The organism is Deltaproteobacteria bacterium (genome assembly GCA_019308995.1).
In the GTDB taxonomy this organism is placed as follows: domain Bacteria; phylum Desulfobacterota; class Desulfarculia; order Adiutricales; family JAFDHD01; genus JAFDHD01.
The window spans coordinates 1-25,618 of record JAFDHD010000023.1 but is presented as its reverse complement, the minus strand read 5'-3'; the positions used below and the strand labels follow the sequence as shown (position 1 = coordinate 25,618).

Here is a 25,618-nt window from a genome sequence, read left to right as displayed (position 1 = left end):
CTTATCTGACATAGGTCGGGATGTTTATGATCACGTTCTGAGTGAATGTAAGCAGTTTTTCCATCATCCAGGGTGCAAAGATGATCAAGGCGATCATGATCGCCAGAATCTTGGGAATAAAAGTCAGCGTCATCTCCTGGATCGAGGTTACGGCCTGAAAGATGGAAACGATCAGGCCGACGATCAAACCGAGGCCGAGCATGGGTAAAGCCAGCATTAAAGTGATAATGATGGCTTCACGTCCGAAATTGACAACGAAATCCGGACTCATAACTTAACCGAAGCTCCTGACCATGGACCCAACAAGCAGATGCCAGCCGTCAACCAGAACGAAAAGCATGAGCTTAAAGGGGAGAGAGATCATAATGGGTGGCAGCATCATCATGCCCATGGAAAGGAGGACTGAGGCCACAACCATGTCAATGATTAGAAAAGGCACGTATAGAATGAAACCAATGGTAAAAGCGGTTTTCAATTCACTGATGACAAAGGCCGGGATGAGGACGGTCAAGGGTACCTCGTCCTTATTGGCCGGGCGCTTCAGGTGAGAAATATTCATAAACAGGGCCAGATCGTTTTCCCGAGTCTGCCTGAACATGAATTCCCTGACTGGCACCGACGCCAGTTTGAAGGCCTTTTCCTCGTTGATCTGCCGGGCCATGTAAGGCTGCAGGGCCTGTTCGTTGATCCTGGTCCACACCGGCGCCATGATGAAAATCGTCAGAAAGAGAGCCAGGCCGACGATGATTTGATTGGGAGGAGACTGATGGGTTCCCATGGCCTGCCGCAGGAAATGAAAAACAATCGCCAGTCGGGTAAAAGAGGTCATCATGATCAGGATCGAAGGCGCCAGGGTCAGGACCGTCAAGAGAAATAGGATTTTTATGACCGTGGCCACCTGCTCCGGTTTTTCGGCTTCCTCAAGCGCGATGTTAATGGTCGGGATCTGAAGGGCCTGAGCTGAACCGGCTCCGGCGGCTATTATCACCAGGAGCAGGATGGCGCAAAAGAAGGCTTTTTTTCTTCGAGCGATAATCATTGCTGTTTTGTTTCCTTGAAGAATATCGGCGTCTGGCTGGTCAGGACCTTTAGGCGATGCGCAAAGCTGCCTTTGGCGCCTTGGCCGGTCGTGGGTGCGGCCTTTTTAATAAAGGAATCGGCAGGCGTTTTGTCCAGGCAGGAGATATTTTCACTGGTGACTCCCAGGGTCAGGACCGAATCCCCTATCTCGACCACGGTGATGTAGTTTTTTGGCGCGAGATGACGGGTGGCGATAACATGGATGACATCGTGGCTGCCGAGAGTTCCGTTCCGCGCCGCGGCTAGACGCCGGAAAAGGTAAAGGATGAGCAGCAGCGCGCCGACCAGGAGGAGCAGGGAGGAGACCATTTTGATTCCGGCGGTGAATAGGTCCGGGGCCTCCGTTCCCGGGGCCTCAACCGCTGCCATGGCCCTAGCGGGGGCCAAAGCCAGTTTGAATACCAGAGCGGCGGCGGCAGGTTTCAGGACTTTAAGGCTCATCTTTTTATACCCCTGTCTTCAGGCCAGGCTCTGCACCCGTTCCATGGGGCTGACGATGTCAGTCAGCCGTACGCCGAATTTTTCATTGATAACCACAACCTCTCCTCGAGCGACCAGTTTGTTATTGATCAGGATTTCCAGAGGCTCGCCAGCCAGCTTGTCCAGTTCGATAACCGAGCCCTGCCCGAGTTGGAGCAGGTCGTTAATGAGCATCTTGGTCCGGCCGAGTTCAACGGTAACCTCTAGTGGAATGTCCAGGATGAAGTCGAGGGAGCGGCCCGGTCCTTCGGCTTTTCGGTCTTTTTCTTCAAGAGGCGCGTCAAAACTGTGCGCTGGGGCGGCCTCTTTTTCCTCGGCCTGAGCCGTCTCAACCTCGGCCTCTTCCTTGAGCGAATCATCGAAGTCATCTGACACGCTTTTATCTTCGCTCATGAGCTTATCAATATCGCCTTGATTCAGGACTTCGTTATCAGACATGGCTATCTCCTTGCCTCATTATGTTTGGGGTTTGGACTCCTTAATTTCGTTTATGATCTGAAAGGCCTTACTGCCTTTATGCAGGCCGGTGTGGCCGCGAAATTTTGGAACGCCGGCTACCCTGGCTGTCAGGGGATGATCAACATTCTGCTGCAGCTGTATGACATCGCCAGTTTTCAGGTTTAACAGCTCCCGCCCGGAAAGGTTCACCCGGCCAAGTTCGACCGAGATCTCCACCTCAGCCTGCCGGACCCGCTCGATGAAACGGTCAATCCATGCATGATCCATCTCCAGCTGATCACTCTGGAACCCGGCGTAAAGCTTGGATCGGATTGGTTCGATCGTTGAGTAAGGGATGCAGATGATCAGTGTGCCCACAGATTGCTCCAGCTCCACCTCAAACTTGATGACAATAACCACCTCGGTCGGGGCGACCACGCTGGCAAACTGGGGATTGGTTTCCGAACGGACGAAGCTGAGGCTGATGGGGTGAACCGGATTCCAAGCCTTTTCCATGTCAGTGAGGGCCATCAGGATGACTTTATTAATGAGCTGGTTTTCGATGGCCGTGAAGTCTCGCCCTTCGATTTTGATAAAGGAAAGGCCTGCGCCCCCAAAGAAGTTATCCACCAGGTTGAAGACCAGCTTTGTCTCAATAACCACAATTCCATGTCCTCTTAAAGGGTCCATCTTGAAGATGTGTAAGCTGGTCGGTACTGGAAGGGAACGCATGAATTCTCCGAACTTGATCATATCAACGGAGAATGAGGAAACGTCAATCACCTTGCGCAGAGCGCTGGAGAGCGTGGCCCTCAACAGCCGGGCGAAGCGGTCATTTATGATTTCCAGGGTGGGCATCCGGCCCCGGATGATACGGTCCTGATTGGTCAGATCATAGGCCGTGATATTGGTATCTTCTTCAATCTCGTCTGTCCCGGTCTCAATCTCACCACCGGACATACCCGTTAACAGGGCGTCCACCTCGTCCTGGGATAAAATCTTGCTCATGCGATGTTCCTCACTGGACTACAAATTCAGTGAAGTAAACGTTTTTTACGCGGCCACTTGTCAAGAAATTATTGATGCGGCCGATAATCTCCATTCTGAGCCGCATCTTGCCTTCGACCGTTTTAATATCAATAAAAGTTTTACTGGAAAGCAGCACCAGAAGGCTGTCTTTTATCTGAGGCATTCGGAGATCAATCTCGGCTTGAACTTCTTTGTTGTTCAGCTCTAATTCCACTTTGAGCTTCAGGTAGCGCTGCACCGTCGGGTCAACCAGATTAACGATGAAGGGCGGCATAGAGTACAGGATACCCAGGGTTTCAGCTTCCTCCTGAGTTTCCTCCTTTGCGGCAGACTCCTGGACTGAAGAGTCAGTCTCAGCGGCCGGCTTTTCTCCCCCAAAAGGAACCACACCAGGAGCAAATATCAGCAAGGCAATAACCGCTCCCAAGAGCACCACCACCACGGCCGCCACGATAATCAATAAAGGCAGCATGCCTTTCCCGCCGCCCGCCGCTTCCTCAGTTACCTCTTCTCTCTCTTCATCAGCCATAACTACTCCTCTAACCAAGTTGTTCTTTATATAATATTATCTCAATTCTTCGGTTCTTGACCCTAGTTTCCGGGATGTCGTCAGGATAAATCGGTTTTGAAGGCCCGTATCCTCCCACTCGAAACCGGCCTGGAGAAAGGCCTTCATCTTCAGTAAAGTATTCCAGGATATTAATGGCTCGAGCCAGGGAGAGCTGCCAGGCGAATTCTCCGGAGCCGCCTTCAGCCTCAGTTCCATCGGTATGCCCTTCGATGGACACGGGATAGCGGCCTACTGCCCGGATAACCCCGGCCAGTCGGTGCAGCAGAGGAAGATGCTCCATACGAAGACCTGATTCCCCTTCATTGAAAAGGATGTAATTAGCCAGCTGAATGGCCAGACCCTTTTCAGTAACTCTCACTTTTATATCTTTCTCGAGGAGCTTCATGAGGCGCTGGTAACCAGCCTCATCAAATTTGAAAATGACTTCCTTGATGTTTATGTTTTCCAGGAGCGTTTGAGGCGAGGCGCGGTTGATTAGGGAGATGATTTGGGCCAGGTCCTCCATCTTGCCTTTTTTGCCGAATTCGAAAGGCCCGGAGCCGCCGGTGAAGGCTTCAAAGGCCTGCCGAACGGTTTTAACATCCATGGACGACATGGTAATAAGGAGGACAAAGAAGGTCAGCAACAAGGTAATGAGGTCAGAGAAGGTCACCATCCATCCCAAGGGGTTGACCTTAGCGCTCGGGTCTTCTGAACTTTTCTTCCTGGCCATAACGTCCTCAGGGGGTTTCCTTTCCGCCAAAAAGATGAAAAGTGAAGCCTTTAAAGGTGAGCGGTTTCAATTTCCAGGATTCCTTTTGATAGCGCCAGAGGGCCATCTGGCGGGTCGTATCCAGAATCAGGTCAACACGGCGATTCCGCCTTCTGTTTTCAGGAGAGTTGTTCGCTGCAACCGGTCTGTAACCGGCATACCCGAAGGCCGAGAGACGGTTGGGGTCGAGCCCTCCTTCATTTATAAAGAATTTCAGGATGTTGGCTGATCGAGTCGCCGAAACGAACCAGTTGTTGATCAATGTTTCGTCTCGCGGCGGCAGGTCGTCAGTATGTCCCTCGATGATGATCGGGTAGTCTGATCCTCGTAAAACGTTGGCAAGTTCCATCAGGACCGGTTTCATTTCAGGCAGGATTTCCACCTCGCCGGGAGGAAATAAGACCGCTTCCTGAAAGCTGATAATACGGCGTGTTCGTCCTCTGAGAAAATTGATCTTATCCTCGATCGTCCTTTGAGTGAAGATATCCTTCAACTGTTCCATGTCGGATTTAATAACTTGCAGGGGGCTTGAAGGCGGGGCCAGGCTGTGGGCTTCGGTGCGTGTTGGGGAGAGGCCGCCTGGAAGGATGCCAAAGGAGCCGATCAGGGAACCGAGGACCACTTGCTCCCGGCGTTCGTCTATGACGGACATGGTCGAGAGCATGATGAAGAAGGCGAGAAGAATGATCATCAGCGCGGTGAACATCATCAATCCAATATTGGTTTTTTCCCACTCAGGCCTTTTTTCTTCTTTTTTACGCGCCATGAAGAATTTACTCCTACTCGAAGGTGGAGACTCTCAGGACGGGCGGCAGGAATGAGTGCAGTTTCTGCTCAATAATCCGCGGGTTATCTCCTCGTGAGAGGGAGATGATTCCATGGAGGATCATCTCTTTGAGCAGGCTTTCCTCCTTGCTCCTGGTGCGCAGTTTGCCAGAAATGGGCAGAAAGAGGACATTGGCCAGCACGGCGCCATAAAAGGTCGTAATCAAGGCCACGGCCATGGACGGGCCGATAGTCGAGGGATCGTCCATGCTTTGCAACATTTGCACCAGACCGATCAAGGTACCGATCATCCCAAAAGCTGGAGAAAAGGTACCCATGGTCTGAAACAATTCCGCGCCCAGTCGGTGGCGGTCTTCAACGAATGCAATCTCGGTTTCCAGGATCTCGGTGATGGATTGAGGTTCCAGGCCGTCAATCGTGAGCTGCAGGCCCTTTTTCAAAAAATCATCCTGAATTTCCGGTAAGGTAGCCTCCAGGGCCAGGATGCCCTCCTTGCGCGCCCTTGTAGCATAATTGACGAAATTGGTGATGATTTCCCCAAAGGTCAAGGTCTTGGCGAAAAAGGCTTTCTGCACCACCTTAATACTACCAATCACGTCTTTAAGGGGGTAGTTGATCATGGTGGCGCAGATCGTTCCACCCAGGACAATAAGGACAGCAGGGATGTTGATAAAAGCTGAGAGGCCGCTGCCCATCATGATGGCAGAGACCAATATACTAAAAGAAGCGATAACACCGATAAAAGTCGCCAGATCCATTTGGCTCCCCCTCGTGAGTTAACTCATGGAATGGATAAAGCAAGGTGCGTGCCACGTAAACCTAAAGTATTACTCTAAAACATTATGAACAATGACCTCATAATGTCAAGCTCATTTCAAGCGTATAAATACTCCGGTTAACGGCACTGTCGGCCGTTATGACAGGCCTGTCCCCCTGGTGAGACAAGGCCTGAAGCGGCCTGAAGAGAATGAAATGCGTCAAGTTTCCAGGACGACACAAGTCAACTTTTTGACAAAGAAAAGGGGCCCGAAAGGCCCCTGTTCATTGAGGTGGAGCAGAGGAGGGGAGCTATCGTTTGAGCTGGATCAGTTCAGCCAGCATGGTGTCTGTGGTGGTGATTATTTTGGAGTTGGCCTGGAATCCGCGCTGAATGACGATCATGTCCACAAACTCCTGGGCCAGGTCCACGTTGGACTGTTCCAGGGCATTGGGATGAAGTTCTCCTGCCCCTCCATGTCCGGCCGGGGCAGGGGTCCTTGCGCCTGAAGCCGGTGTTTCGATATAGAGGTTCTGGCCGAGTTTTTCAAGGCCCCACTGGTTCTGGAAAAGGGCCAAGGCGACCTGATACCGGCCGACGCTCTGCCCGTTTGAATAATCGCCGTAGATGGTGCCGTCACGTCCGACGCTGATTCCCTGGAGATAGCTGGAAGAGTATCCGTCCTGGGTTTGGAAAACAGTGGTCGAGGTCGCGGCGAATTGTGTAGTTGAGAGGCTTTCGGTGATCCAGTTATTGAGTCCGAGCTGATTATTTGCCCCAAAGTTTATTTCGATGGATTGATCTGACGCTCCTGGTACGAAATTGGCCGTTAATTCAAAATATCCGTTGTTGTTTGGCGTTAAACTCGACCACGTCGGGGGATTGGGAGGATCATTTACGATATCAATATCGGTTATCTCATCGGCTGTGACAGCCGTGGTGGTATGAGCAATACCTCCGGTGTTGGGGTCGAAGGTAAGAATACCTCTCATCAGCAGTCCGGCGGATGGATTCCCGATAACAGATTTACTATTGATCTGGCGGTAGTCGTCGGCTGGATCAGTAGTGACGATATACTCCCACTGATTCGGCGTGGTATTGACGTCGGAGCCGCCGCTCAAGTTGGTGGCCGCCATGGCCGTTACGACTCCAGTTCCTGCGCCTACCGCCGCCGCGGTGAGGACGTTGCCGGCCTCGGTACTTGCCGCGATAGCGGCCAGGACATCGTTCGCTGTGGCGGTAATAGAGGTTCCGTCATGGGCCAGGGTGACGGTAATGGCCGTGCCGGTGACGTCGGTCACATCCGTGGTGGCCCTGAGCGCGCCGGGGTCCACGTAAGTGATGGTGATATTGTTACCTCTAGCCCCGCCGGAAACGGCGGTAAAGGTAATGTCATCGTCTGCTCCGGGCAGGGCCGTAGTCAAACTGGCAAACGGCGGATTGTAATTAGGATCGTAGTAAATGGAAAGGTTGTGAACTTCCCCGAGCGAATCATAGGCGCGAAGGGAGCTCTGGTAAACATAACTGTCACCAGCAATGGGGTTATCATTCGTTGCATCCCAGGCCTGCCACAGGCTGGTGGCTCGGGAAGCGGAGTCAGCTTGCAGGTTGGTGATAAAAGTGGCGTTAGAGGTCATGACCGGGGGCAGGTTGCTCGTGGTGAGAATGATATCGGTCGGCGTGCCCGTGCGCTGTTGATCCTCGTTGAGGGCCCAGCCCTGAACGATATAACCCAGCGGCGTAATGAGGCGGCCTTGGTTGTCCAAGGTGAAGTTTCCGGCTCGCGTGAAATAAACCGTATCAACATCAGATTTCCTGACCATGAAAAACCCTTCCCCGCTGATGGCAAGATCGGTGTCTTCATCCGAGTTTACGAATGCGCCTTGAGAGAAGACGTTATTCACGGTGCCCAAACTGACTCCTTTCCCGATCTGGGAGCTGCCAGCAGCGGTGAATATCCGCTGGCTCAGAAGATCCATGAACTGCGGACGCGCCTGTTTGAAACCCACGGTATTGACGTTGGCAATGTTGTTGCCAATGACGGACATGGCCATACCCATGGAGCTTAAACCGGTGATACCCGTATACAATGCAGCAGAAATTGACATTTTTTTACACTCCTTAATCCTTTTAAATTAATTATCCTTGGTTGACTTCGGGACAATGATTTCAATGACATTGGCCAAGTTCAGGCCGATGCCGTTCATGAGCAGGATCGGTTCTCCGCCCTGTCCGAAAGTCAAGCCGGTAATTGTGCCTTTGGTGTAGCCGGTCGAGTCTATGAGGCTGTCATCAGGGTTGCGGGCCACGACTTCAAAGGCGTAGATCCCATCGGGCACAGGCTGGCCCAAGAAATTCCTGCCATCCCACTCGACCTGGTGAGTCCCCGCTTCCTGAGCCGGATGGTCAATGCTGTGAACCATGGCGCCATCCTGGCTGTAAATATTTATCTGAACCTGCTGCGCAGCGTTTTTGAGTTCGTAAACTCCCGCTGTCACCAGTTCACCTTCCTCGACGTTCAGCCACTGCCCGGCGGTCTTGACCGTTTTCCCGAGAAGATTGACGGCCTGGAAGCTGTTTTGAGCGGTCAGAGCCGTGTTCAGTCCCTCCAGGGTGTCATTGATGTTGTAAAGCTGCTCCAGGCTGGTGAACTGGGCCAGCTGGGCCGTAAATTCAGTACCTTCAATGGGGTTGAGCGGGTCCTGGTATTTCATCTGCGCAATAAGCAGTTTGAGGAACTCGTCTTTGCCTATTTTTGTATAGTTGCCTTCCTGATAAAGGTCAGGGTCGTTCTGCTTTACGGGCAGGTAATTTTGAGTGATCTGGTTTTGAGTAACCACCGTCATGCTCTTCTCCTGTGATATTCATAAAGTTCAAGCGAAAAGATCCACCTGGTTCACGTCCCGGACTGCCTCGGGAAGTGCGGCCTCAAGCTCCTCCAAGGCAGCAGGCTCAATCGTGGAGCCTGTGTTCGATGCCGCCTGAGAGCTGTTTTGAAATGCGGACCAGGTTTCTGATTTCCCTGCAAAGTCCTGCTGATCCCTGGTGAAGGAGACATCGAAACGCTCCACATGGAGACCTTGCTCTTCCAGGGTTTTCTTTAGTTGATCCAGCTGCTCCTCCAGGGCCAGCTTGACAAATCCATGCTCGGTAACGATTTTGGCCTGGAGCTGGTTGTTCTTAAAGATCATGTTGATCTTGAGCTGACCGAGTTCTTTGGGTTCAAGCTGGATCATGATTCGATGCAGATTGTTCCGCGATGAATAGATAATTTTTTCAGCGATCTGCCTGAGGACAGAATCGGATAAACGGGTGGTTGCGGCTGTTTCAAGCCTGACTTGCAGTTCAGGCCTGTTCCACAATTCACCTTCCCTTGAAACTATGGCGCCCGGCTGGATTTCCGGTCCCGATGCCGCGGCATTGTTTGTATTCTGAGCGGCAGCACTGCCTGGGAATTCCGTTCCATTCATAATAGCCCGGGCAGACGGCGTTCCGGCGCGCAGGATCGCCAGGGCTGGATTATGCTTCAGGGAATCCGGATCAATTTTATCGTCGCCCATGCTCTGAAGCAGGCTTATGATTCGATCGAAGTGGGTGCGTATCCGGAAAGTATGTTTTAAGCGCAGATTGTGCACCAGTGATCGGATGCAGTCCATCTGGCCCGGTCCAAGAGGCTCCGGCCGCTCCAGCGATTTAAAAAGCGCCAGGAATCCCTCCATGGACATCCGGCCTTTGCTGGCCTCGAGCTGCTGCCAGAGATGCTGAAGATTCTTGGGTTGAGCTCCAAGCGAGGCCAGGAGGTCTTTGAGGTTGCTTAAATCTACATTTGAAAGGTTGAGTTCCTTTAAATTGGTCTGGCCGTGCTTTAAAAGGAGCCCTCGCAAGACTTCAGATCCAAATTGCCCACCCTGGCCAAGTTCAGTAATTATATTTTTGACCTGTTCCGGGTTGAGTCCCAGTTCGAGCAGGAAACGACCGAATGAAGGCAGCGCGGCCTCTGGCAGAGACAGGTTTACGCGAGGCCCGGTCCGGACCGTTCCAATAACAGCCATGATTCGCTCCATGGTGAGCGGCCCCTGAGTCAAGCTCTTCATAATATGATGAATCTCATCAGGGCTGAAGCCGCTCTCGTTCAAGATTTTCTGCAGGAGCGGTAAATCCTTTGGGTCCATGGAAACGGTGTCCAGGGGAAGCCCGAAGGCCTTTACTTCGGCTTCAAAAGCTTCCAGCGCTGAGCCATGAATCGGTCCCTCTTCTCTCTGATCCTTAAACCCCGGCTTTTCAAGGAATCGTTCCCTTTTCTCCAGCGTATTGTTCAGAACCGCCCGGAAGGGCTCATTATGATAAAGATCAGCCCCGTGAATCTGAAGAGGCGAAGTTTGTGCAAGAAAGAAGTCGGCTTGCATCTGGAGGGGCGATACGATGGCTGAAGCTTGTATCAAGGCCTTTCTCCTGGTTAGTTTGTGGTGCTGCCTCATGAGGAGGCAATAGACGTGCCACAATAAACCAAGGACAATTTATTAGTAATGTAAGCTAGTTATAAAGAAAAGACAATAAAGGGCCCTCTCAAGAAATGACCCTGAGAGGCAGATTTTACCGAATTTTACTCCAGTAAAATAGAACTTCTTTCCATATTTTTCTAAAGAATTTAAATTGTTTTTAAATATATTTAAAAATAAGAGGAAAAAACAGGCAAGTAGCGATCCTTTTGAAAGACCTGGCGTTTTGTTTGGCGCAATGGGTTTTTTAAAGGCGCGGTGTCAGCGCTATTCACCTTTGATAAGGCACAGTTTTTTTTACTGCTTCTCCGGCTTGACTCCACTTACTCTATGATCGGCCAGATGCTTTGTTAGCCTTGCGGCCTTGACTGGTTCGACAAAGGCCAGGATTTTACCTGCAGATCGGCCGGTCATGGAAGCCAGGATGCGTACCGCCACGTCATCGTCAAGGCTATTGACTAGCGTGGCGGCGTTTTCCGGCCGCATGGCGCTGTAGGCTTTGACGAGATGCGTAATTTTGGCGTCTTCAAGTATTTTCTGTTCTGAAATGAGTTTTTCCAGTTTAAGGGTCAGTTCCTCTTTCTGCCTGATAAGTTTATTCAGGCGCGCCGTCAGTTCCGAGGATCTTTTCTCGGTTTCTTTTTGCAGGGCTTTCAAGGCTTCCTCTTTTTCCTTGAGGCGCTGTTCTTTTTCTTTAATCGTCTTTTCTCTGCTTTTCAGAACCAGGAGCATGGCCTTGTACTGTTCGACCAGAGAGAGGTCCTTTGGAGGCGACAGGAGTGCAGGAGGTGAGCCTTGTGTTTCGGCCTGAGTTGGATCGGCGGCGATGGCCATTGAGGTTTTGATTACCGGCGCCCCTTTGGTGAGTGAGAGGAAATATCCCCCGGCGAGGACCATTTTTAGGGCCAGGCATATAATAATGATGAATTCCAGGGTCAGCCAGGCGGGATGGCGCCGTGTTCTGTGCATACTTGTCGTCATCATTTCCTTCCGGCCTTCAGGGTGGTTATTTCATCGAAGATCTTGTGTTCCTTGCGGGCCTCCTCATCAATATAGGCCTGAAGCTGTCCTTCCTTGAGGCGTTCTATGATCTTGCGGCCGACCGAGGCTTTTATCAGTTTTTCACGCTGTCTTTTGACTTTGGTCTGGGCGCGGTTGATCTCATCCGCGGTTGCCAAACCTAACTTGCGGAGATTATGAAGATAATTCGAGTAGAGGGCGATGACGGGCGCGGTGACCGTTGCGGTTGTCCGTTCCTGCAGCGCCAGGGTCAGATTCGCGGCTCTGGCCTTTATGGTTTTAAGATCGTCCTGGATTTGGCGCATTTCCCTGATTCGGTTGGATAATTCATACATCTCTGTTTCTTCTTGCTGGCGGCGGTATTTAAGAAAAGCTTCCAGGGGAAATTGAAACATAGTTAGCTAAAGACCTTTTTGAGTTCATCCTGGGACTGGGAAAAGTTAACGCCTTCCTCGGGCGTCTGTTTAAGGAAAGCCTCGAAGCGAGGCATTGTTTTGATGGCGTAATCAATTTCAGGATTGGAACCCTGGATATAAGCCCCGATATTGATCATGTCTTCAGACCGCACGTAGGTGGACAGCACATCTGTAAAACGCCGGGCCAGGTTCAGGTGATCCTGGCCCACCACGTCAATCATGAGCCGGCTGATGCTGACCAGTGGATCAATAGCCGGGTAGCGGTTGCGGGCGGCATACTCTCTTTTCAGGATGATGTGGCCGTCCAGAATAGACATCAAGGCATCGGCCAGTGGTTCGTTGATATCATCGCCTTCCACCAGGACTGTATATAACCCGGTGATGCTTCCTTTTTCGCGCCAGATGCCGGCCCTTTCCAGAAGTAATGGCAGTTGAGCAAAAACTGACGGGGTGTAGCCTCTGGTGGTGGGTGGTTCGCCGATGGACAGGCCCACCTCCCGGGAGGCATGGGCAAATCGGGTGGCTGAATCCATCATCAAGATGACGTCGGCTCCCTGGTCACAGAAATATTCGGCCACAGCCGTGGCTACAAAAGCGCCTCTTATTCGAACCAGAGCCGGCTGATCAGACGTGGCGGCCACTACCACGGAGCGTTTCATGCCTTCTGGGCCCAGTCCTTTATTAATGAATTCCTTGACTTCCCGGCCTCGCTCCCCAATGAGGGCGATGACGTTGACGTCGGCCCGGGTATGGCGGGCAATCATACTCAGAAGCGTGCTTTTCCCCACGCCTGCCCCGGAAAATATCCCGACCCGCTGCCCCTTGGCAATAGTAAGCAAGGCGTTGACGGCCCGGATTCCCACATCCACCGGCTCGGTTATATCGGCCCTGGCCAGAGGGTTGCTTGGCCGGCCATAGAGCGGGTAGGAGGCGCCGGTCGCAATGGGGCCAAGGTCATCAATGGGGTACCCCAGGCCGTCAAGGACCCGTCCCAGTATCTCCGGGCCGACCTGGACCGAGGCGGTCGCATTTTGCGGCACCACCCGGCAGCCGGGAGTAAGACCTTGAACCGGTCCGAGAGGCATAAGCTGAATATGACCCTGAAGGAACCCGACCACTTCGGCCTCGATGGGCTTTTCCGCATCCCTGGAGAAAATATGGCAGAGATCACCCACTGAGGCGGCTGGACCCTCGCTTTCGATCACCAGGCCAGCGACCTTGACGACACGGCCTTCGAGGATCAAGGGTTCAGCCTGGGCCGCAGTAGTGATATACCGATCTAAATTATAGGCTATATCCATGAATCAGCCGCTTCTCATATAGATGGGTTTCTACCAGTCCAGGTTCAGGTTTTTTTTAAGTTCCTCATCCACCGCTTCAATCACGGCCTGCAGGCGTCTTCTGAGTGTGGCGTCAATCCGGCCGGCCTCTGTCTCCGCCACCAGATCGCCTCTGTTCAGGGCCGGGTCGGGCTGAATGGTTATTTTGATCAGTCCGTCCGGCTGGTCTTTCAGTTCAGCCTTGGCAGCCTCCAGGCGCGCCAGGTCATCAGGGTGGGCTCTCAGGGTTACTTCGTGCATCTTGTCCAGCTTAGCCAGGGCAGCCTTAAAGGCTGCTGCGACTACCTCTGGGGAGGTGCTGACCTCATGCAAGAGCACTCTCTCGGCCACGGTCAGCGCCAGTTTGACCAGCACCACTTCATTGGCTTTTTTGAGGTCCTGGTAAAGGTTGCCAATGGCGTCCAGGACGTTCCAGGTTTCAATCAGCTTGGCCTTGAAGTTCTCCTGGCCTTGGACCATGCCTTCATTGATTCCCTGTTCGCGCCCCTTTTCAAAACCTTCGGCTCGCGCCTTCTCTTTTATTTCTTCCCCTTCTTTTCTAGCCAGGGCCTTTATTGCTTCGGCCTCTTTCTGCGCCTGAGCGAGTGTTTCTTTCGCCTGCTCCATGGTTTTCTGGGCCTTGGCAAAGGTCATGGCCGGGGTGCCGCCTGCGTCTGTCAATGGGGTAAAGGTATATTCCACAAGGGTTTCTGGTTTGATATCCGTATCCGTTTTCGCCTCGCCGGTATTTTTCAGGCTGGAGCCCCCGGGGCTGGAGTGAGCGGAATCTGCGGATCTAATAATGATTGACTCAGACAAAAGTTTCCTCACCGCCCTTGCCAAGCATTATCTTCCCCTCGTCTTCGAGTTTCTTGGCGACTCGCACGACGCTTTGCTGCGCCTTTTCCACATCCACCAGCTTGACCGGCCCCATGATTTCAAGGTCTTCCTTAATGATGGCTGCGGCTCTTTCTGATAGGTTGCCATAGATTTTTTCCTTCAAGGTATCTGAAGCGGTTTTTAGGGCCAGGGTAAGCTCTTCGTTGTTGACCTCCCTGAGTATGCCGCGGATACCGCGGTCGTCAACAGTAACCAGATCTTCGAAGACGAACATCAGCTTGCGTATGTCATTGGCCAGATCGGTGTGGTCTTCCTCAATTCGGGAGAGGATGGTGTTCTCTGTAGACTGATCCACCTGGTTGAGAATCTCAGCCACAGCCTCAGCTCCCCCTACCTTCCGGGCGTCAGTGGTCCCCAGGGTGTGGATTTCTTTTTGCAGGACATCTTCAACCTCAGTCACGATATTTTGAGGGACATTTTCAAGATTGGCAATGCGCAGGACGACGTCAGTTTGAAGATTTTCTGGAAAGTTGCTGATAACTTCCGCGGCCTTACCGGGTTCTGTATAGGCCAGGATCAAAGCTATGGTCTGGGGGTGCTCGTTCTGGATAAAGTTGGCCAAAGTTTTTGAGTCTATATCTTTTAAGTTTTCAAAGGGCGTTGGCCCGATGTCGGCGCTGATATCTTCCAGGATGTTCTCGGCCCGATCCCTGGGCACGGACCGGGAGATGATTTTTTTGACAAAAGAATCCCCCTTGATCTTCAGGCCCATCGGCGAAACTAACGATTTATTGAACTCATCTAATACTTCTGTGACCGTATCAGAAGAGAGCTCCTGGACTCGCGACATAGCCCGGCTGAGTTTTTTTATCTCATCATCTTCCAGTTTGCTGAAGATCTGGGAAGTGAAGTCTTCACCCATGGTCAGAAGGAAGACGGCCGCTTTTTGCGGGCCGGTCAACTTCTGGGCATTAGCCATGATTGCCCCCCCTGTTGATTAACTTTATCACTCACTAATCCAGGTCCGGATTACATCCAGTGTCCGGTCTGGGTGCTGAAGAGCCGTTTCCCGCATCTGGTCGGGCAGAGCCGCCTCAATTTTAGGCACCTCACCCGGCAAGGCCGGCGCCTCCACTCCGGGCGGTAAGGCAACCCTCTCTTCTTCCCGGACAACAACCCTTGCTTCCCTTCTGATCCAGGCTATCAGCGGCCGGACTATAAACAGGAAGAACAGCACGATCAATATAATATTGATTGCCGGTCGGACGGCCTGGCGGAGGTAGGTGGTCCACCATTTTGCCAGGACAGGCACTTTTATTTCTTCAGGGATAAAAAAGGGAAAGCTGGTTACAATGACCGTATCACCCCGCTCCTCGTCATAGCCTACGGCGTAACGAACCACTTCTTGCAAACGAGCCAGTTCCTCCTCGGTTCGAGGCACCACCGTCTTGACCGTCTCGCCGCCTTCTGTTTTTTCCACTTCTTTTCCATCAACCATCACCGCCACGGACAGGCGTTTTATTTTACCGCCTGGAATTACGGTTTGCTTGTTGACGCGGGTGATATCGTAATTAATGGTTTCTTCGGTTTTCTCATAAGTTTCCAGAGGTTGACCCTGATCGGCGGCGGCGCCTTCCCCGGTTTCCAGGCTGTATCGGGCCGACGGCGCTCCGGCGGTTATCCGGCCCGGCCCGGTGCTTTTTTCTTTCACCCGCTCTTCACTGCGGATCACGGCCAGTTCAGGGTCAAACGTCTCCTCGGTGGTGCTGGTGCGATTGTAGTCCAGTTCAGCCGTGACTCGCGCCACAGCTTTGCCAGGCCCGACAACTCGTTCTAACATGGTGGTCACCCGGTCGGCCAGGGTTTTTTCGAGCATCCGTCGCTGCTGAATCTGGGAGGCGGTCAGCATCGGGGTTTCAGCCTCCTCATCTTTCTTATAAATCAATCCTCCAGAGGTGTCTACCACGGAAACGTTTTCGGGTTTGAGCCCTTCAACCGAGCTGGCCACCAGGTGCACTATACCCAGGACCTGGGCCTGGCTCAGAGTTCTATTGGGGCGAAGCCCGAGCACCACTGAGGCTGACGGTTCCCGAGCCTCTTCGAGGAAGAGCGATTCCTTGGGTATGCTCAGGTGGATTCGCGCCTGGGCGACCTCTGGAAATTTCATGATGGTTCGCTCCAGTTCGCCCTGGATGGCCCGCTGGTAGTTAAGGCGCTGCACGAAAGCGGATGTGCTCAGGCTGGTTTTATTGAAGAGTTCCATGCCCACGCCCCCGCCGCGGGGAAGTCCTTCAGTGGCCAAGGTAAGGCGTGTGTCCTGGATGTCTTCATCCCTGGCCAGAATGGTGGTTCCCCCGGATTCAAGGCGGTAGGGAATCTTTTTCTCTTTTAGCTTGGTCACGATTTCACCGGCTTCATCCTGGCTCAATCCAGAGTACAGGATTTCAAAACTGGGCCTGTTCGCCCATGTGAACAAGACGATGAAACCGGCCACAGTAGCGCCCACAACGCCTATAAGGAGAATTTTCCGATTGGCGGGCAGGGCTATGAAGACTTCTTGCAGTTGGCCAATAAGTCGGCTAAGATACTCAAACATTTTCCCTCTGCACCCTAATTATATACTATCATTGTTAATCAAGAAAGAAGGCGTCAGACTGCCATCCTCATGATCTCGCTATACGCGGCTATGATCTTATTGCGGACTTGAGCCGCCAGCTTAAACGCAATTTCAGCCTGTTCAATAGCGATCATGGTTTCGTGTATGTTTTGACTTCGACCTGTGGCTAGGTCTTCCATGGCTTGCTGGGCTTTGATCTGTAACTCATTGACCTTTTTGATCGAATCCAGGAGGGTCTCCTTGAAGCCCGGTACAGGAAGCTGGCCAGGCTTAGCCTCATGAGGCTGGATTCCCGGAATTTGAATCGGGTCCACTGGGGATATTTTCATCGGATTCACCTTCCTACTTCAGTATTTCCAAAGACTTAAGAGCCATGTTCTTGGCCGCATTAATGGCCACGATATTGGCCTCATAGGATCTCTTGGCTGTAAGCATGTGCACCATTTCTTCCATCAGGTTGACATTGGGCATCTGAACGTAGCCGTACTGGTTCGCATCGGGGTGGGAAGGGTCGTAGATGATTTTGAAATCCTTTTGATCTTGAATAATGTTCGTAACTTCGACCTGCTGAAGCTTACGTTGGCTGCCCTTCAGGCGCCGCCCAAAGGGTCCTTTCAGAGGTGTTGCCGTGAATATGGGGATCTTTCGCCGGTAAGGCCCTCCTGTTACGGTGCGCGTGGCGTGCATGTTGGAAAGGTTCATCGAGACGATATTCATACGGGTCCTTTGGGCCGTAAGACCCGAGACGCTAATATCCATGGCCGTGATAAAATCCATGATTACCTCCCTCCTTCGGTGATGGCGTATTTGAGGCCTCCAAATTTTTTGGCCAGCATTTGAACCGTGATATTATACATAAGGTGGTTCTTAACCAGCTTGCTCATTTCCCGGTCAATATCAAGCACATCGTTTCCATTCTCATCTTTGCCATAGACTCCATAGACCACGTTTTTCTGGGCCAAGGCGTATGCTTTTTCGGCTTTTGTCACCGGCATGTGACGGGGATGCGTTCTTTGTAAAGGCAGACGGTTGTTTGATTTTGGCAGGCTTTTGAGTAAAACCTTTTGAAATTCCAAATCTTTGACCTTATAGCCCGGCGTGTCCATATTTGCCAGGTTGCTTGCGATGTAACTGTGCTTGGTGAGCCGCAGGTTTAGCGCCTTGCCCATCAAGTCAATGGAACGGTCGAATAGTTTTCCTAATGCATCCATGACCTAACTTCTCCAATTAATTGTTATTCGCGTCAATGGTGAGCAAATTGTGTGCCAAGATGATTTTGTCTCGCTTCTCCTCCATTGACTTCGTTTTACGATCAGAAAAACAGGGCAGGGAGGTCAGTACTCAGGCCGCCTGACCGGCCTCCCAGCCCATGGCTTTGTATTCTGTGAGTTTGTTCCTCAGGGTTCTGACACTTATTCCTAAAATCCCGGCGGCATGGGTGCGATTCCCGTTCGTCTCGTTGAGGGCCTGTTCGATGAGTTCTTTTTCCATCTCCTTGATCGTCATGGTTCGTCCTTTTTTAACGGTACTGTGAGCATCGTTTCCGGCTGCTTCTGGCAGGGCTTCGTCCAGGAAAAGGTCGCCTGGTTCGATGGATTCCCCTTTGGCCAGCAGCACCCCGCGCGCGATGATATTTTCCAGTTCTCGAACATTACCGGGCCAGCTCATACTTTGAAGCTGGGCCAGGGTTTCTTGGGAGAGGCTCTTTATCCCTTTGCCATTCTCCTGGCTGTATTTTTCTAAAAAATATTCGGACAAAGGGCGGATATCGCGAGGGCGGTCTCGCATGGCAGGGATACGCAAGGGAATAACATTCAGCCTGTAGTAAAGATCCTGGCGGAATTTTCCCTGCCTGACCCATTCCATGAGATTACGGTTAGTGGTGGCGATGACCCGGACATTGATCTGGATGGGGCTTTTGCCACCGAGGCGGTCTATTTCTCCTTCCTGCAGAACGCGCAGCAGTTTGGCCTGCAAGGCCGGAGCCATTTCGCTGATTTCGTCAAGGAGAATCGTTCCTAGATGGGCCAGCTCAAACTTGCCGATTTTTCGAGTAATAGCCCCGGTGAAAGAGCCTTTTTCGTGGCCGAATAGTTCGCTTTCCAGGAGTCCCTCAGGCAGGCTGGCGCAATTGATGGCCACAAAAGGTCCCTTGGCCCGGTCCGATTCCCGGTGAATGAACCGTGCCAGGAGTTCCTTGCCTGTTCCGGACTCGCCTTGTATGAGCACGGTGGCCTTTGAGGGCGCCACGTTTTTGGACATTTCGAGCAGCCGTTTCATGGCCGGGTCTTGAGTGATGATAGGCCGGTCACCTATGCCCAGGCTATTGGTTTCGCGATTCATGATTTTAGAGGCTGACGTTTGAGCGGCATTCAGGGCCTGATTGATTGTCTCTTTAAGGACCTCCATGGAAAGGGGTTTCAGGATGTAGTCAAAGGCCCCGTCACGCATGGCTTTGACAGCGTTATCCACTGTCCCGTGGCCGGTGATGATGATGACCGGAGTTTGGGACGAAGATTGTTTAATCCGGGAAAGCAGCTCCATTCCATCCATGCGAGGCATACGAACGTCTGTGATGACTATTTCAAAGGGGTTTGCTTTGAATTTTCCCAGAGCCTCCTTTCCATCTTGCGCCAGGGCCACGGCATAGCCCTCCTTCGTGAGGGCTTCGAAAAGGGAAGTTCGTATTTCGGGTTGATCATCAACTACCAAGACGGATCTGGACTGCATGGCCTCCTGCCTCTTGACTTGCGGGAACGAACATTATTAAACGGCTTTCTCGATCAGGTTTTTCCCGTTGTTTTTTCCTGGTTATCTCATTATTTCTGTAGGTTAGCCGATATTTCCTTCTCGATCTCCCGGTTTAATTCTTGATTCCATTTACGGACCTTAAGTTCCTGATCGGCCATCATTTTCCAGAAACTATCTTCAGCCTTGGACACGAGGTCCAGGGCCTCAAGGCCTTCTTTTTGGCGGCCCAGATTAAAATTCGTTCGCGCTATGAGATAAAGGGCTTCCGGGAAAGGCTGTTCAGGCTGAACCGTGAGCGCCTTGTCCAGGGCCTGGGCTGCTTCACCTTTGCGTTTGACCTTTGCCAGAGCTCGCCCCAGGTGAGCGTAAGCCAGGAAGACATCCTGGGCGTTCCCTTGACCTTCACCCAGGCCTTTGGCGGCAATCTCCAAGGCCGCGGCCGCCTTTTCATATTGACCTAGCTCCAGGTAAATCCGGCCCAACATGTTTTGAAACTCGCCGTCCCTTTTAAGCCTGGGCTGGGCAGTCATAGCGTTTTCAAAAAGAGACAGGGCTTCCTTTGTATGTCCCTGTTTCATTTTACCTTGAGCCAGGTGGAGCAGGGCCTGATCCTTTTTCTCATGCCTGGGATAGCGTTTTAAAAACTGGTTTAAGGCCTTTATGGCCTCCTCATATTGGCTGTCTTTAAGGTAGGCCTCGCCAAGACCCAAGAGCCGCTGGTCAGCCGAATCGGGCACGCCTCGATCCGCCAGAAAGAGTTCGATGGCCTCTGAAGGAAGGTCCAGAGCCAGATGGCTCAAAGCCACGTAAAGACGGATATCTGACAAGGCAATCTCAGAGATGTACCGCTGATTCTCAAAAAAATAACTGAGCAGCTCCAGGTGCTTCTTCTGCCGGTAAAGGTTTCTTACCCGGGCCAGGATGGTTTTGCTCATAACAAAATGTACATCCGGGATGATAGAACCCTTGGGATATTTTTCCAGGGTGTCCTTGAAGGTCTGCAAGGCTTTTTTATAGTTTTTTTGCCAGTAGGCAGCGAGACCGATTTTGAACATAGCCAGCTGGAGAAGAGGGGACTCCTTTTGGGAAGCCACGATTTCCCGATACATCTTCAAGGTGGCTTCTCTGGCGCCTTCTTCGAGTTCGATGAAGATCGTCTCCGGCTTAAAAGAGTCCCGGAGCGCGCCATATTCAGCAAGCCGGAGCTGGCTGATCAAGGCCCCGGTACTCTCTGGAAAGATGTCTTTAGTGATGCGGTAGATTTTCTTGGCTTCTGAATGACGGCCCTCCTCCTTATACGTGTCCCCGATACGGGCCATGACCACGTCTTTGGCTTTGTATTCAGGGTAGATATTCAGCAGGTGATAAAGGTAGCTCCTGGCCAGGTCCGGGCGATGGGAATGGAAGTAGCCTTCACCCATATAATAAAGAATTTCAGGGTGTTCGAGATAGAAATCCTCTTGGCGAATTAAGACCTCTTTAAATACCTCATTCGCCTTGGTGTAAATACCTTTTTGAAAGTGAACCTGACCCAGCTTGTAGTAAGCCTTCAGAAAAGAGTGGCCGCTGGGCTTGAAGGTTAAGACAGTGTCAAGGGATTCCTGAGCCAGATCGGCTTCACCCAGGTTGAGCTGGGCTTCACCCAGGTAGAGATAGGCCAGCACTGCATAGCGGGTATCTGGAAAATCCTTGGTGACGATTTCCAAGTAGCCCACCGCCTCACTGTTGAAGTTCATCTTGAGGTAAGCCAGGCCGAGCATCAATGTGGCGCGAGGCGTGAGGGCCGACTGGGGAAAGGTGACGATTGCTTCTCGGAAAGTATCTGTAATTTCGAGAAAATGGGGTTCAAGCTTGTTTTGGTATGAATAATAATAAGCGTCTCCCAGGAGAAAGAGACCCGGGTCCCGATACTTGGTGTTCGGAAAATTTTTCAAAAGACGCTTCAGATTGATGATCGCCTCCTCAAAATTGCCTCGCGCCATATCGTCGGCAGCTTGAGTTAGAAAAAAGAGCTCTGTATCCGGAGTCGGGTCGGCGGGCAAGGCGGCGCGTATTTTTCTGGCGATCGCCTTGGGATCGGGCAGCTCAAGGCTCAGACCCTTCAGTTTTTCGAGCGCGGCACGGCTCACGGCGGGCCTGGCCCTCTTTATCGGGTCCCCAGGACGAAGGTCTAAGACCACAGCCTTTCGATCCGGAGTAGAAAAATGTCTAAAGGAGAACCTGGAGAGCCCGACCTTGACCCGTGCTGTCAACCGGCCGTTTTGTTCAAGCAGAGCCACACCCTGGACTAGTTCATCATGCAGTTCATACCGGCCTTCCTTGGGAATGGCGTCCGGCCCGAAATCCAGCCAGAGTTCGTTCACCTCCGGCCGCCTGACCATGTAACTGTCCACCGGCTTTTTAAAAAGAAATATAAGACGGGAGTAGTCGGGAAAGGTACCCAGGCGGATTCCAGTAAGCCGCCCGGACTTCAAGGCCGAACTCCTGTCGGCCGCGCCTGGTTTTTTCAGAGGCTGCCCAGGGGGTTTCTGCGCCGGAGCGCTGCTTTGTCCGAGCATGATGACCGCACAGACCAGGAGCATACCCGGCATCAGAAGGCAGGCCCTTCTTTTTATCAAAGGTCTCGGAATAAATCGCATCCACTTCTCCCTCTGGGGTCTAGCCCTTTCACTGGGGGGAGCAATGTTTGTGCCAGAAAATTTTATTCATTTCATCTTAAAGATATAAAGAAATTTTAGCTAGTTAGTAAGATAGAGGCCGGCTGGTCAATCAGGGAGACGGATGCTGTCGTGATCAGGTTGATGTCATGTTCGTCAAAAAATTGTCGGAGAGAGAAGCAAGAATAGTATTTTGAGCCGGGAGAGGGTCTGAATCAGGATCAACTATCAGGGCGCTTGATATCCTTTTTTTTGAGTTTCTCGACAAGGGTGGTGCGGTTGAGATTGAGCAGTTTGGCGGCCTTGTTCTTAACCCAGTTTGATTTTTCAAGGGCTTGTACCAGGAGCTGGTCTTCGAACTCGGAGACTACTTCATTGAAGTCAATCCCTTGCTCTGGAATCTCGATGGGTTCTCGTTTTGGTTGAGCGGTAGCCTCCTGGATATGCAGAGGCAAATCTTCAATAGAAATCACCTCATTTTCCGCCAGGATGACCATGCGTTCGATTACATTCTCCAACTCCCGGATATTCCCGGGCCACGGGTAAGCCATGAGCAGGGCTTTAACCTCTGTTGCGAGTCCCTTTATCTCTTTCTGCTTGTGGTGATTGAACTTTAGAAAGAAATGCTCCATGAGGAGAGGGATGTCCGATTGGCGTTGTCTAAGCGGGGGAACAGTGACAGGGATAACATTGAGCCGGTAGTAAAGGTCCTCTCTGAAGCGTCCTTCCTGGAGGGTTTGGTAGAGGTCCTTGTTTGTGGCGGCGATAATCCTGATATCAACCTCGATGGTTTTTGTGCCGCCAATTCGCTCGAATTTGCGCTCCTGGAGGACCCTCAGGAGTTTCACCTGGAGTCTCGGGCTCATATCCGAGATTTCGTCCAGGAAGATCGTTCCATTATTGGCCAACTCAAAGCGCCCGGACCGGGAGCGAATGGCACTCGTAAAGGCCCCTTTTTCATGTCCGAAGAGTTCGCTCTCCAGGAGCTCTTCTGGAATGGCTCCACAGTTGACCGGAACAAGAGGGTAGTTCTGCCGGGGGCTGCTGGAGTGAATGGCGCGGGCCACGAGTTCCTTGCCTGTGCCCGATTCACCGGTGATCATAATGGTGCTGTCTGTCTGAGCCACCTTGTCAATCATGCGAAACACATTTTTTATGGCCGCACTCTGGCCGATGATCTCCGGATAGCGAACTTGATAACCCACGACCGGCCCGGCCTCGCCGCCGCTGACCCCTATATTTAAGGCTCTTTCCAAACAGGAGTGAACATCATTTTCGTCGAGAGGCAGGGTCAGGTAGTCAAAAGCGCCCGTGCGGATGGCCTGAAGAGCGGCCCGCGCCGAGGCGTCATTAGAGAGAAGCACGCACTTGCTGCCTGGATGTTTGATCTGTATGTGTTTGAGGAGGTCAAGACCCTTGACCTTGGGAAGGTCTGTCTCGGCCAGGACCAATTCGAAGGAGTCCTTTTTCAGCATGTCCATGGCCGCTGCCCCATCCGCGGCATGTGTCAGGTCCAACCCTTTATCCTCTAAAGCGGTCACCAGGGGCTTGGCCGCTTCAAGGTCGCTTATTACGAGCATAGCAGTAGGCATAGGTCCTCAGATCTTTCAAGAAATCCGTAGCCGCGCATGTCCAGGGGCTGTTTGTATTCGTGTTTTTATGATAATATTTTGACGCTCATTTAACAAGTGTTTTTTTTCGGTAGGAAAAAAAGATCAAGAGTCTGATTTTTGACGGGGTAATTTCAGCGGCGCTAGGGAAAGGCAAATGCTATTTATGAAGTGAGCTTAGCGGCAGTCAGGTTTGAAGCGAATACCTAGCCGATGATGTCTATGACCTTGCCGTTGGTCTCTTGAGTAATACTCAAAGCCCGGGCGTTGGCCTGGTAGGCGGTTCTGGTTAGCATTAAATCAATCATCTCGTTCGCCAGATTGACGTTTGACATCTCCTGGGGCTCGCCCGGCTGCCCGGCCTCCTGTGGCAGGGTCACTCCAGGCGTCAGGTCCCTCGTCACGGCGGCTAAAACACCGCCCGCAGGGCCGGAGGTCATAACCACTCGCTCGGCCTTGTACTCCGGTGTGATAAAGTTGGCGATATTGTTGGCCGTGGCCTGTAATTTGGTCGCAAAAGCCTGCAGGGCTGAGAGGCTTACTGACGAATCATTCATTTTTTTTCCTCCTGACCTGACGGCCCCAAGTTCAGAACCGAAGTAAATTCAGAAAACGATACCGGCATACCCGACAAAGGAATCGCCGGGCATGATATCTGAGCTGGTGTAGTAGTCCAGGAGCTCGCCCCGGTTTGATCCCAGAGCCTGGCAGGCGGCGATGGCGGCCGCAGCCGCTCCGGCGCTGCAGGCGCTGTGGTTTTGAGCAGCATGCTCTAAAAGACCGGGCAGATTCATAGCCAGGGCTAGATCAATAAAGCCTTTGTCGTTTTCATTGCGCATCCAATCCAGTGCCGCCTGCCCGCGTCCCTGTGGTGTAAAACCGTAATTGGGGCCGTAGTGAGTCAGGTCGGTGGAGCCAAAGACCCGGATGGTCTGACCTTGTGTCTTTGCCAGTTCGATCAGTTGCTGCCCAATGTTAACGGCCTTTTGTGAATGAGGCGCTCGAATGGCCACAATGCGGCTGTCCGGGAAGAAGTATTTTATGAAAGGCAACTGAACTTCCATGGTGTTGTCGCCTGTCTCCCAGGTTTCAACTTCAAGATCGGCCTTATCTTTGAGCGCCTGTCCAAGGTCCTGGTCAATCTCAAGATTCCCAAGCGGTGTTTCCCAGGCTTCATCCAGGTAAATGAGGCCGGGCTCGGCACTCATGTGTCCGCCAAAAACAGCCACTATGTCCACGCCGCCTTCATGGGAGACATAGCGGAAAACCTTGGCGGCCGCCTTGCCAGAAAAGTACCAGCCGGCATGCGGGACGATACCACCGTTGAGCCCGCTCATATCCGGGCCGGGCGCCTCGACCTGGGATATGAACTCCTCGATCTCCTGCCGGCAGGCACTGGCCGTGTCCGGGTACCAGCCATAAGGCAGACTGCGACCTCGGGTTCCCATGGTATCCTCCTTACAAGGGACTAAACAGTCAAATTATTATCTCAGAGACCCTTATACCTTTACCCGGCACGCCCGCTTCTTTTCAGGCCGGGAATGAATAATTTATTATACCCGTTTTTTCTTCAAGACTCCAGTAAAAGAATTCATTTCTTGGCTTTTCACTCCCTGCCTGACCTGGAGGTTAAAATTTAATAAAATCATGTTGCCTCACGACCGGTTTTAATGTATAAAACATCCAGATATGTCAGCTCTTTGCGGAATGTTCCCGCAAGCACACGTCCTGGTTGCATGGTGGGTGTAGCTCAGTCGGTTAGAGCGCTAGGTTGTGGCCCTGGAGGCCGAGGGTTCAAGTCCCTTCACCCACCCCAATTTTCATTTCCGGATTTATCGTGCTTGAGGAGGAGCCTGCATGAGGCTAAATGGTTAGCCGGGCAGGTCACTCGGCCAGCCTGCACCAACGCGCCAGGAACAGGGCGTAAACCTTGGCCGTCTGAATGACACTCTTGGTGTTCACCCGCTCGTTGGCGGCATGGATGTTTTCTGCGATCG

26 protein-coding genes and 1 tRNA gene are annotated in these 25,618 nt (G+C 52.1%); 1 reads left to right on the top strand and 26 read right to left on the bottom strand.

The genetic code is table 11. The features are described from left to right. Position 1: 1 nt before the first annotated feature. From fliQ to amrB, 26 genes are all read right to left on the bottom strand, one after another. Positions 2–271, bottom strand: coding sequence for a flagellar biosynthesis protein FliQ (fliQ, locus tag JRI95_06130; protein ID MBW2061128.1), 270 nt, complete (start codon positions 269–271; stop codon positions 2–4). Positions 272–274: 3 nt separating this feature from the next. Beyond that, complete coding sequence (gene fliP / locus JRI95_06125) at positions 275–1,039, bottom strand: flagellar type III secretion system pore protein FliP (GenBank protein ID MBW2061127.1); 765 nt, start codon at positions 1,037–1,039, stop codon at positions 275–277. Next, a complete protein-coding gene (locus JRI95_06120) occupies positions 1,036–1,521 on the bottom strand; it encodes a flagellar biosynthetic protein FliO (protein MBW2061126.1) in 486 nt (161 codons plus the stop codon). The genes fliP and JRI95_06120 overlap by 4 nt, the downstream gene beginning before the upstream one ends. Before the next feature lie 18 nt (positions 1,522–1,539). Beyond that, the gene (gene fliN, locus JRI95_06115; protein MBW2061125.1) at positions 1,540–1,953 is read right to left on the bottom strand and encodes a flagellar motor switch protein FliN; all 414 of its coding nucleotides are present in this window, start codon (positions 1,951–1,953) and stop codon (positions 1,540–1,542) included. 63 nt (positions 1,954–2,016) lie between these two features. Continuing rightward, entirely contained in the window at positions 2,017–3,006 is a 990-nt protein-coding gene (gene fliM / locus JRI95_06110) for a flagellar motor switch protein FliM (GenBank protein ID MBW2061124.1), read from the bottom strand. A gap of 10 nt (positions 3,007–3,016) precedes the next feature. Beyond that, a complete protein-coding gene (locus JRI95_06105) occupies positions 3,017–3,556 on the bottom strand; it encodes a flagellar basal body-associated FliL family protein (GenBank protein MBW2061123.1) in 540 nt (179 codons plus the stop codon). A 10-nt stretch (positions 3,557–3,566) separates the two neighbouring features. Next, on the bottom strand, positions 3,567–4,310 hold the full coding sequence (locus JRI95_06100; protein MBW2061122.1) for a flagellar motor protein MotB: 744 nt from the start codon (positions 4,308–4,310) through the stop codon (positions 3,567–3,569). A gap of 7 nt (positions 4,311–4,317) precedes the next feature. Beyond that, complete coding sequence (locus JRI95_06095) at positions 4,318–5,115, bottom strand: flagellar motor protein MotB (protein ID MBW2061121.1); 798 nt, start codon at positions 5,113–5,115, stop codon at positions 4,318–4,320. A gap of 13 nt (positions 5,116–5,128) precedes the next feature. Then, positions 5,129–5,893, bottom strand: coding sequence for a flagellar motor protein (locus tag JRI95_06090; protein MBW2061120.1), 765 nt, complete (start codon positions 5,891–5,893; stop codon positions 5,129–5,131). A 310-nt stretch (positions 5,894–6,203) separates the two neighbouring features. Then, positions 6,204–8,000 carry a flagellar hook-basal body complex protein gene (locus JRI95_06085; protein ID MBW2061119.1) on the bottom strand — a complete coding sequence of 599 codons (1,797 nt, stop codon included), beginning with the start codon at positions 7,998–8,000 and terminating at the stop codon, positions 6,204–6,206. A gap of 27 nt (positions 8,001–8,027) precedes the next feature. Next, positions 8,028–8,738 carry a flagellar hook capping protein gene (locus JRI95_06080; GenBank protein MBW2061118.1) on the bottom strand — a complete coding sequence of 237 codons (711 nt, stop codon included), beginning with the start codon at positions 8,736–8,738 and terminating at the stop codon, positions 8,028–8,030. A 27-nt stretch (positions 8,739–8,765) separates the two neighbouring features. Beyond that, a complete protein-coding gene (locus JRI95_06075) occupies positions 8,766–10,334 on the bottom strand; it encodes a flagellar hook-length control protein FliK (GenBank protein MBW2061117.1) in 1,569 nt (522 codons plus the stop codon). A 354-nt stretch (positions 10,335–10,688) separates the two neighbouring features. Then, a complete protein-coding gene (locus tag JRI95_06070) occupies positions 10,689–11,360 on the bottom strand; it encodes a hypothetical protein (GenBank protein ID MBW2061116.1) in 672 nt (223 codons plus the stop codon). A gap of 11 nt (positions 11,361–11,371) precedes the next feature. Next, positions 11,372–11,806 carry a flagellar export protein FliJ gene (gene fliJ / locus JRI95_06065; protein MBW2061115.1) on the bottom strand — a complete coding sequence of 145 codons (435 nt, stop codon included), beginning with the start codon at positions 11,804–11,806 and terminating at the stop codon, positions 11,372–11,374. Between the two features lie 2 nt (positions 11,807–11,808). After that, positions 11,809–13,128: a FliI/YscN family ATPase gene (locus JRI95_06060; GenBank protein MBW2061114.1), complete on the bottom strand. Its 1,320-nt coding sequence runs from the start codon at positions 13,126–13,128 to the stop codon at positions 11,809–11,811. 30 nt (positions 13,129–13,158) lie between these two features. Next, on the bottom strand, positions 13,159–13,965 hold the full coding sequence (locus JRI95_06055; protein ID MBW2061113.1) for a hypothetical protein: 807 nt from the start codon (positions 13,963–13,965) through the stop codon (positions 13,159–13,161). Continuing rightward, a complete protein-coding gene (gene fliG / locus JRI95_06050; protein ID MBW2061112.1) occupies positions 13,958–14,965 on the bottom strand; it encodes a flagellar motor switch protein FliG in 1,008 nt (335 codons plus the stop codon). Before fliG ends, JRI95_06055 begins: the two co-directional genes overlap by 8 nt. 27 nt (positions 14,966–14,992) lie before the next feature. Further along, positions 14,993–16,582, bottom strand: coding sequence for a flagellar M-ring protein FliF (gene fliF / locus JRI95_06045; protein MBW2061111.1), 1,590 nt, complete (start codon positions 16,580–16,582; stop codon positions 14,993–14,995). A gap of 53 nt (positions 16,583–16,635) precedes the next feature. After that, a complete protein-coding gene (fliE, locus tag JRI95_06040) occupies positions 16,636–16,932 on the bottom strand; it encodes a flagellar hook-basal body complex protein FliE (protein MBW2061110.1) in 297 nt (98 codons plus the stop codon). A 13-nt stretch (positions 16,933–16,945) separates the two neighbouring features. Then, positions 16,946–17,380 (bottom strand): flagellar basal body rod protein FlgC, encoded by a 435-nt coding sequence (flgC, locus tag JRI95_06035; protein MBW2061109.1) that lies wholly within the window; start codon positions 17,378–17,380, stop codon positions 16,946–16,948. Positions 17,381–17,382: 2 nt separating this feature from the next. Further along, entirely contained in the window at positions 17,383–17,814 is a 432-nt protein-coding gene (flgB, locus tag JRI95_06030; protein ID MBW2061108.1) for a flagellar basal body rod protein FlgB, read from the bottom strand. A 130-nt stretch (positions 17,815–17,944) separates the two neighbouring features. Then, positions 17,945–19,333, bottom strand: coding sequence for a sigma-54-dependent Fis family transcriptional regulator (locus JRI95_06025; protein MBW2061107.1), 1,389 nt, complete (start codon positions 19,331–19,333; stop codon positions 17,945–17,947). An 89-nt stretch (positions 19,334–19,422) separates the two neighbouring features. Then, positions 19,423–21,993, bottom strand: coding sequence for a tetratricopeptide repeat protein (locus JRI95_06020; GenBank protein ID MBW2061106.1), 2,571 nt, complete (start codon positions 21,991–21,993; stop codon positions 19,423–19,425). Between the two features lie 239 nt (positions 21,994–22,232). Beyond that, entirely contained in the window at positions 22,233–23,603 is a 1,371-nt protein-coding gene (locus JRI95_06015; GenBank protein MBW2061105.1) for a sigma-54-dependent Fis family transcriptional regulator, read from the bottom strand. A 224-nt stretch (positions 23,604–23,827) separates the two neighbouring features. Further along, complete coding sequence (locus JRI95_06010; protein MBW2061104.1) at positions 23,828–24,178, bottom strand: hypothetical protein; 351 nt, start codon at positions 24,176–24,178, stop codon at positions 23,828–23,830. A 48-nt stretch (positions 24,179–24,226) separates the two neighbouring features. Beyond that, positions 24,227–25,069: an AmmeMemoRadiSam system protein B gene (gene amrB, locus JRI95_06005; GenBank protein MBW2061103.1), complete on the bottom strand. Its 843-nt coding sequence runs from the start codon at positions 25,067–25,069 to the stop codon at positions 24,227–24,229. A 291-nt stretch (positions 25,070–25,360) separates the two neighbouring features. Between amrB and JRI95_06000 the strand changes: the two genes are divergently transcribed. Further along, a tRNA-His gene (locus JRI95_06000) sits at positions 25,361–25,437 on the top strand. The last annotated feature ends 181 nt before the right edge of the window (positions 25,438–25,618 follow it).

Bases quoted from the DNA above. Each gene is read 5' to 3' on its own strand.
- flgB (MBW2061108.1), bottom strand. From the start codon at position 17,814: ATGGATGCATTAGGAAAACTATTCGACCGTTCCATTGACTTGATGGGC.
- JRI95_06020 (MBW2061106.1), bottom strand. From the start codon at position 21,993: ATGCGATTTATTCCGAGACCTTTGATAAAAAGAAGGGCCTGCCTTCTG.
- amrB (MBW2061103.1), bottom strand. From the start codon at position 25,069: ATGGGAACCCGAGGTCGCAGTCTGCCTTATGGCTGGTACCCGGACACG.
- flgC (MBW2061109.1), bottom strand. From the start codon at position 17,380: ATGGATTTTATCACGGCCATGGATATTAGCGTCTCGGGTCTTACGGCC.
- JRI95_06060 (MBW2061114.1), bottom strand. From the start codon at position 13,128: ATGGATATAGCCTATAATTTAGATCGGTATATCACTACTGCGGCCCAG.
- JRI95_06080 (MBW2061118.1), bottom strand. From the start codon at position 8,738: ATGACGGTGGTTACTCAAAACCAGATCACTCAAAATTACCTGCCCGTA.
- JRI95_06095 (MBW2061121.1), bottom strand. From the start codon at position 5,115: ATGGCGCGTAAAAAAGAAGAAAAAAGGCCTGAGTGGGAAAAAACCAAT.
- JRI95_06090 (MBW2061120.1), bottom strand. From the start codon at position 5,893: ATGGATCTGGCGACTTTTATCGGTGTTATCGCTTCTTTTAGTATATTG.
- JRI95_06085 (MBW2061119.1), bottom strand. From the start codon at position 8,000: ATGTCAATTTCTGCTGCATTGTATACGGGTATCACCGGTTTAAGCTCC.
- fliG (MBW2061112.1), bottom strand. From the start codon at position 14,965: ATGGCTAATGCCCAGAAGTTGACCGGCCCGCAAAAAGCGGCCGTCTTC.
- JRI95_06025 (MBW2061107.1), bottom strand. From the start codon at position 19,333: ATGCAGTCCAGATCCGTCTTGGTAGTTGATGATCAACCCGAAATACGA.
- fliF (MBW2061111.1), bottom strand. From the start codon at position 16,582: ATGTTTGAGTATCTTAGCCGACTTATTGGCCAACTGCAAGAAGTCTTC.
- JRI95_06015 (MBW2061105.1), bottom strand. From the start codon at position 23,603: ATGCCTACTGCTATGCTCGTAATAAGCGACCTTGAAGCGGCCAAGCCC.
- JRI95_06100 (MBW2061122.1), bottom strand. From the start codon at position 4,310: ATGGCCAGGAAGAAAAGTTCAGAAGACCCGAGCGCTAAGGTCAACCCC.
- fliN (MBW2061125.1), bottom strand. From the start codon at position 1,953: ATGAGCGAAGATAAAAGCGTGTCAGATGACTTCGATGATTCGCTCAAG.
- JRI95_06070 (MBW2061116.1), bottom strand. From the start codon at position 11,360: ATGCACAGAACACGGCGCCATCCCGCCTGGCTGACCCTGGAATTCATC.
- fliE (MBW2061110.1), bottom strand. From the start codon at position 16,932: ATGAAAATATCCCCAGTGGACCCGATTCAAATTCCGGGAATCCAGCCT.
- JRI95_06105 (MBW2061123.1), bottom strand. From the start codon at position 3,556: ATGGCTGATGAAGAGAGAGAAGAGGTAACTGAGGAAGCGGCGGGCGGC.
- fliM (MBW2061124.1), bottom strand. From the start codon at position 3,006: ATGAGCAAGATTTTATCCCAGGACGAGGTGGACGCCCTGTTAACGGGT.
- JRI95_06010 (MBW2061104.1), bottom strand. From the start codon at position 24,178: ATGAATGATTCGTCAGTAAGCCTCTCAGCCCTGCAGGCTTTTGCGACC.
- JRI95_06120 (MBW2061126.1), bottom strand. From the start codon at position 1,521: ATGAGCCTTAAAGTCCTGAAACCTGCCGCCGCCGCTCTGGTATTCAAA.
- fliP (MBW2061127.1), bottom strand. From the start codon at position 1,039: ATGATTATCGCTCGAAGAAAAAAAGCCTTCTTTTGCGCCATCCTGCTC.
- fliJ (MBW2061115.1), bottom strand. From the start codon at position 11,806: ATGTTTCAATTTCCCCTGGAAGCTTTTCTTAAATACCGCCGCCAGCAA.
- fliQ (MBW2061128.1), bottom strand. From the start codon at position 271: ATGAGTCCGGATTTCGTTGTCAATTTCGGACGTGAAGCCATCATTATC.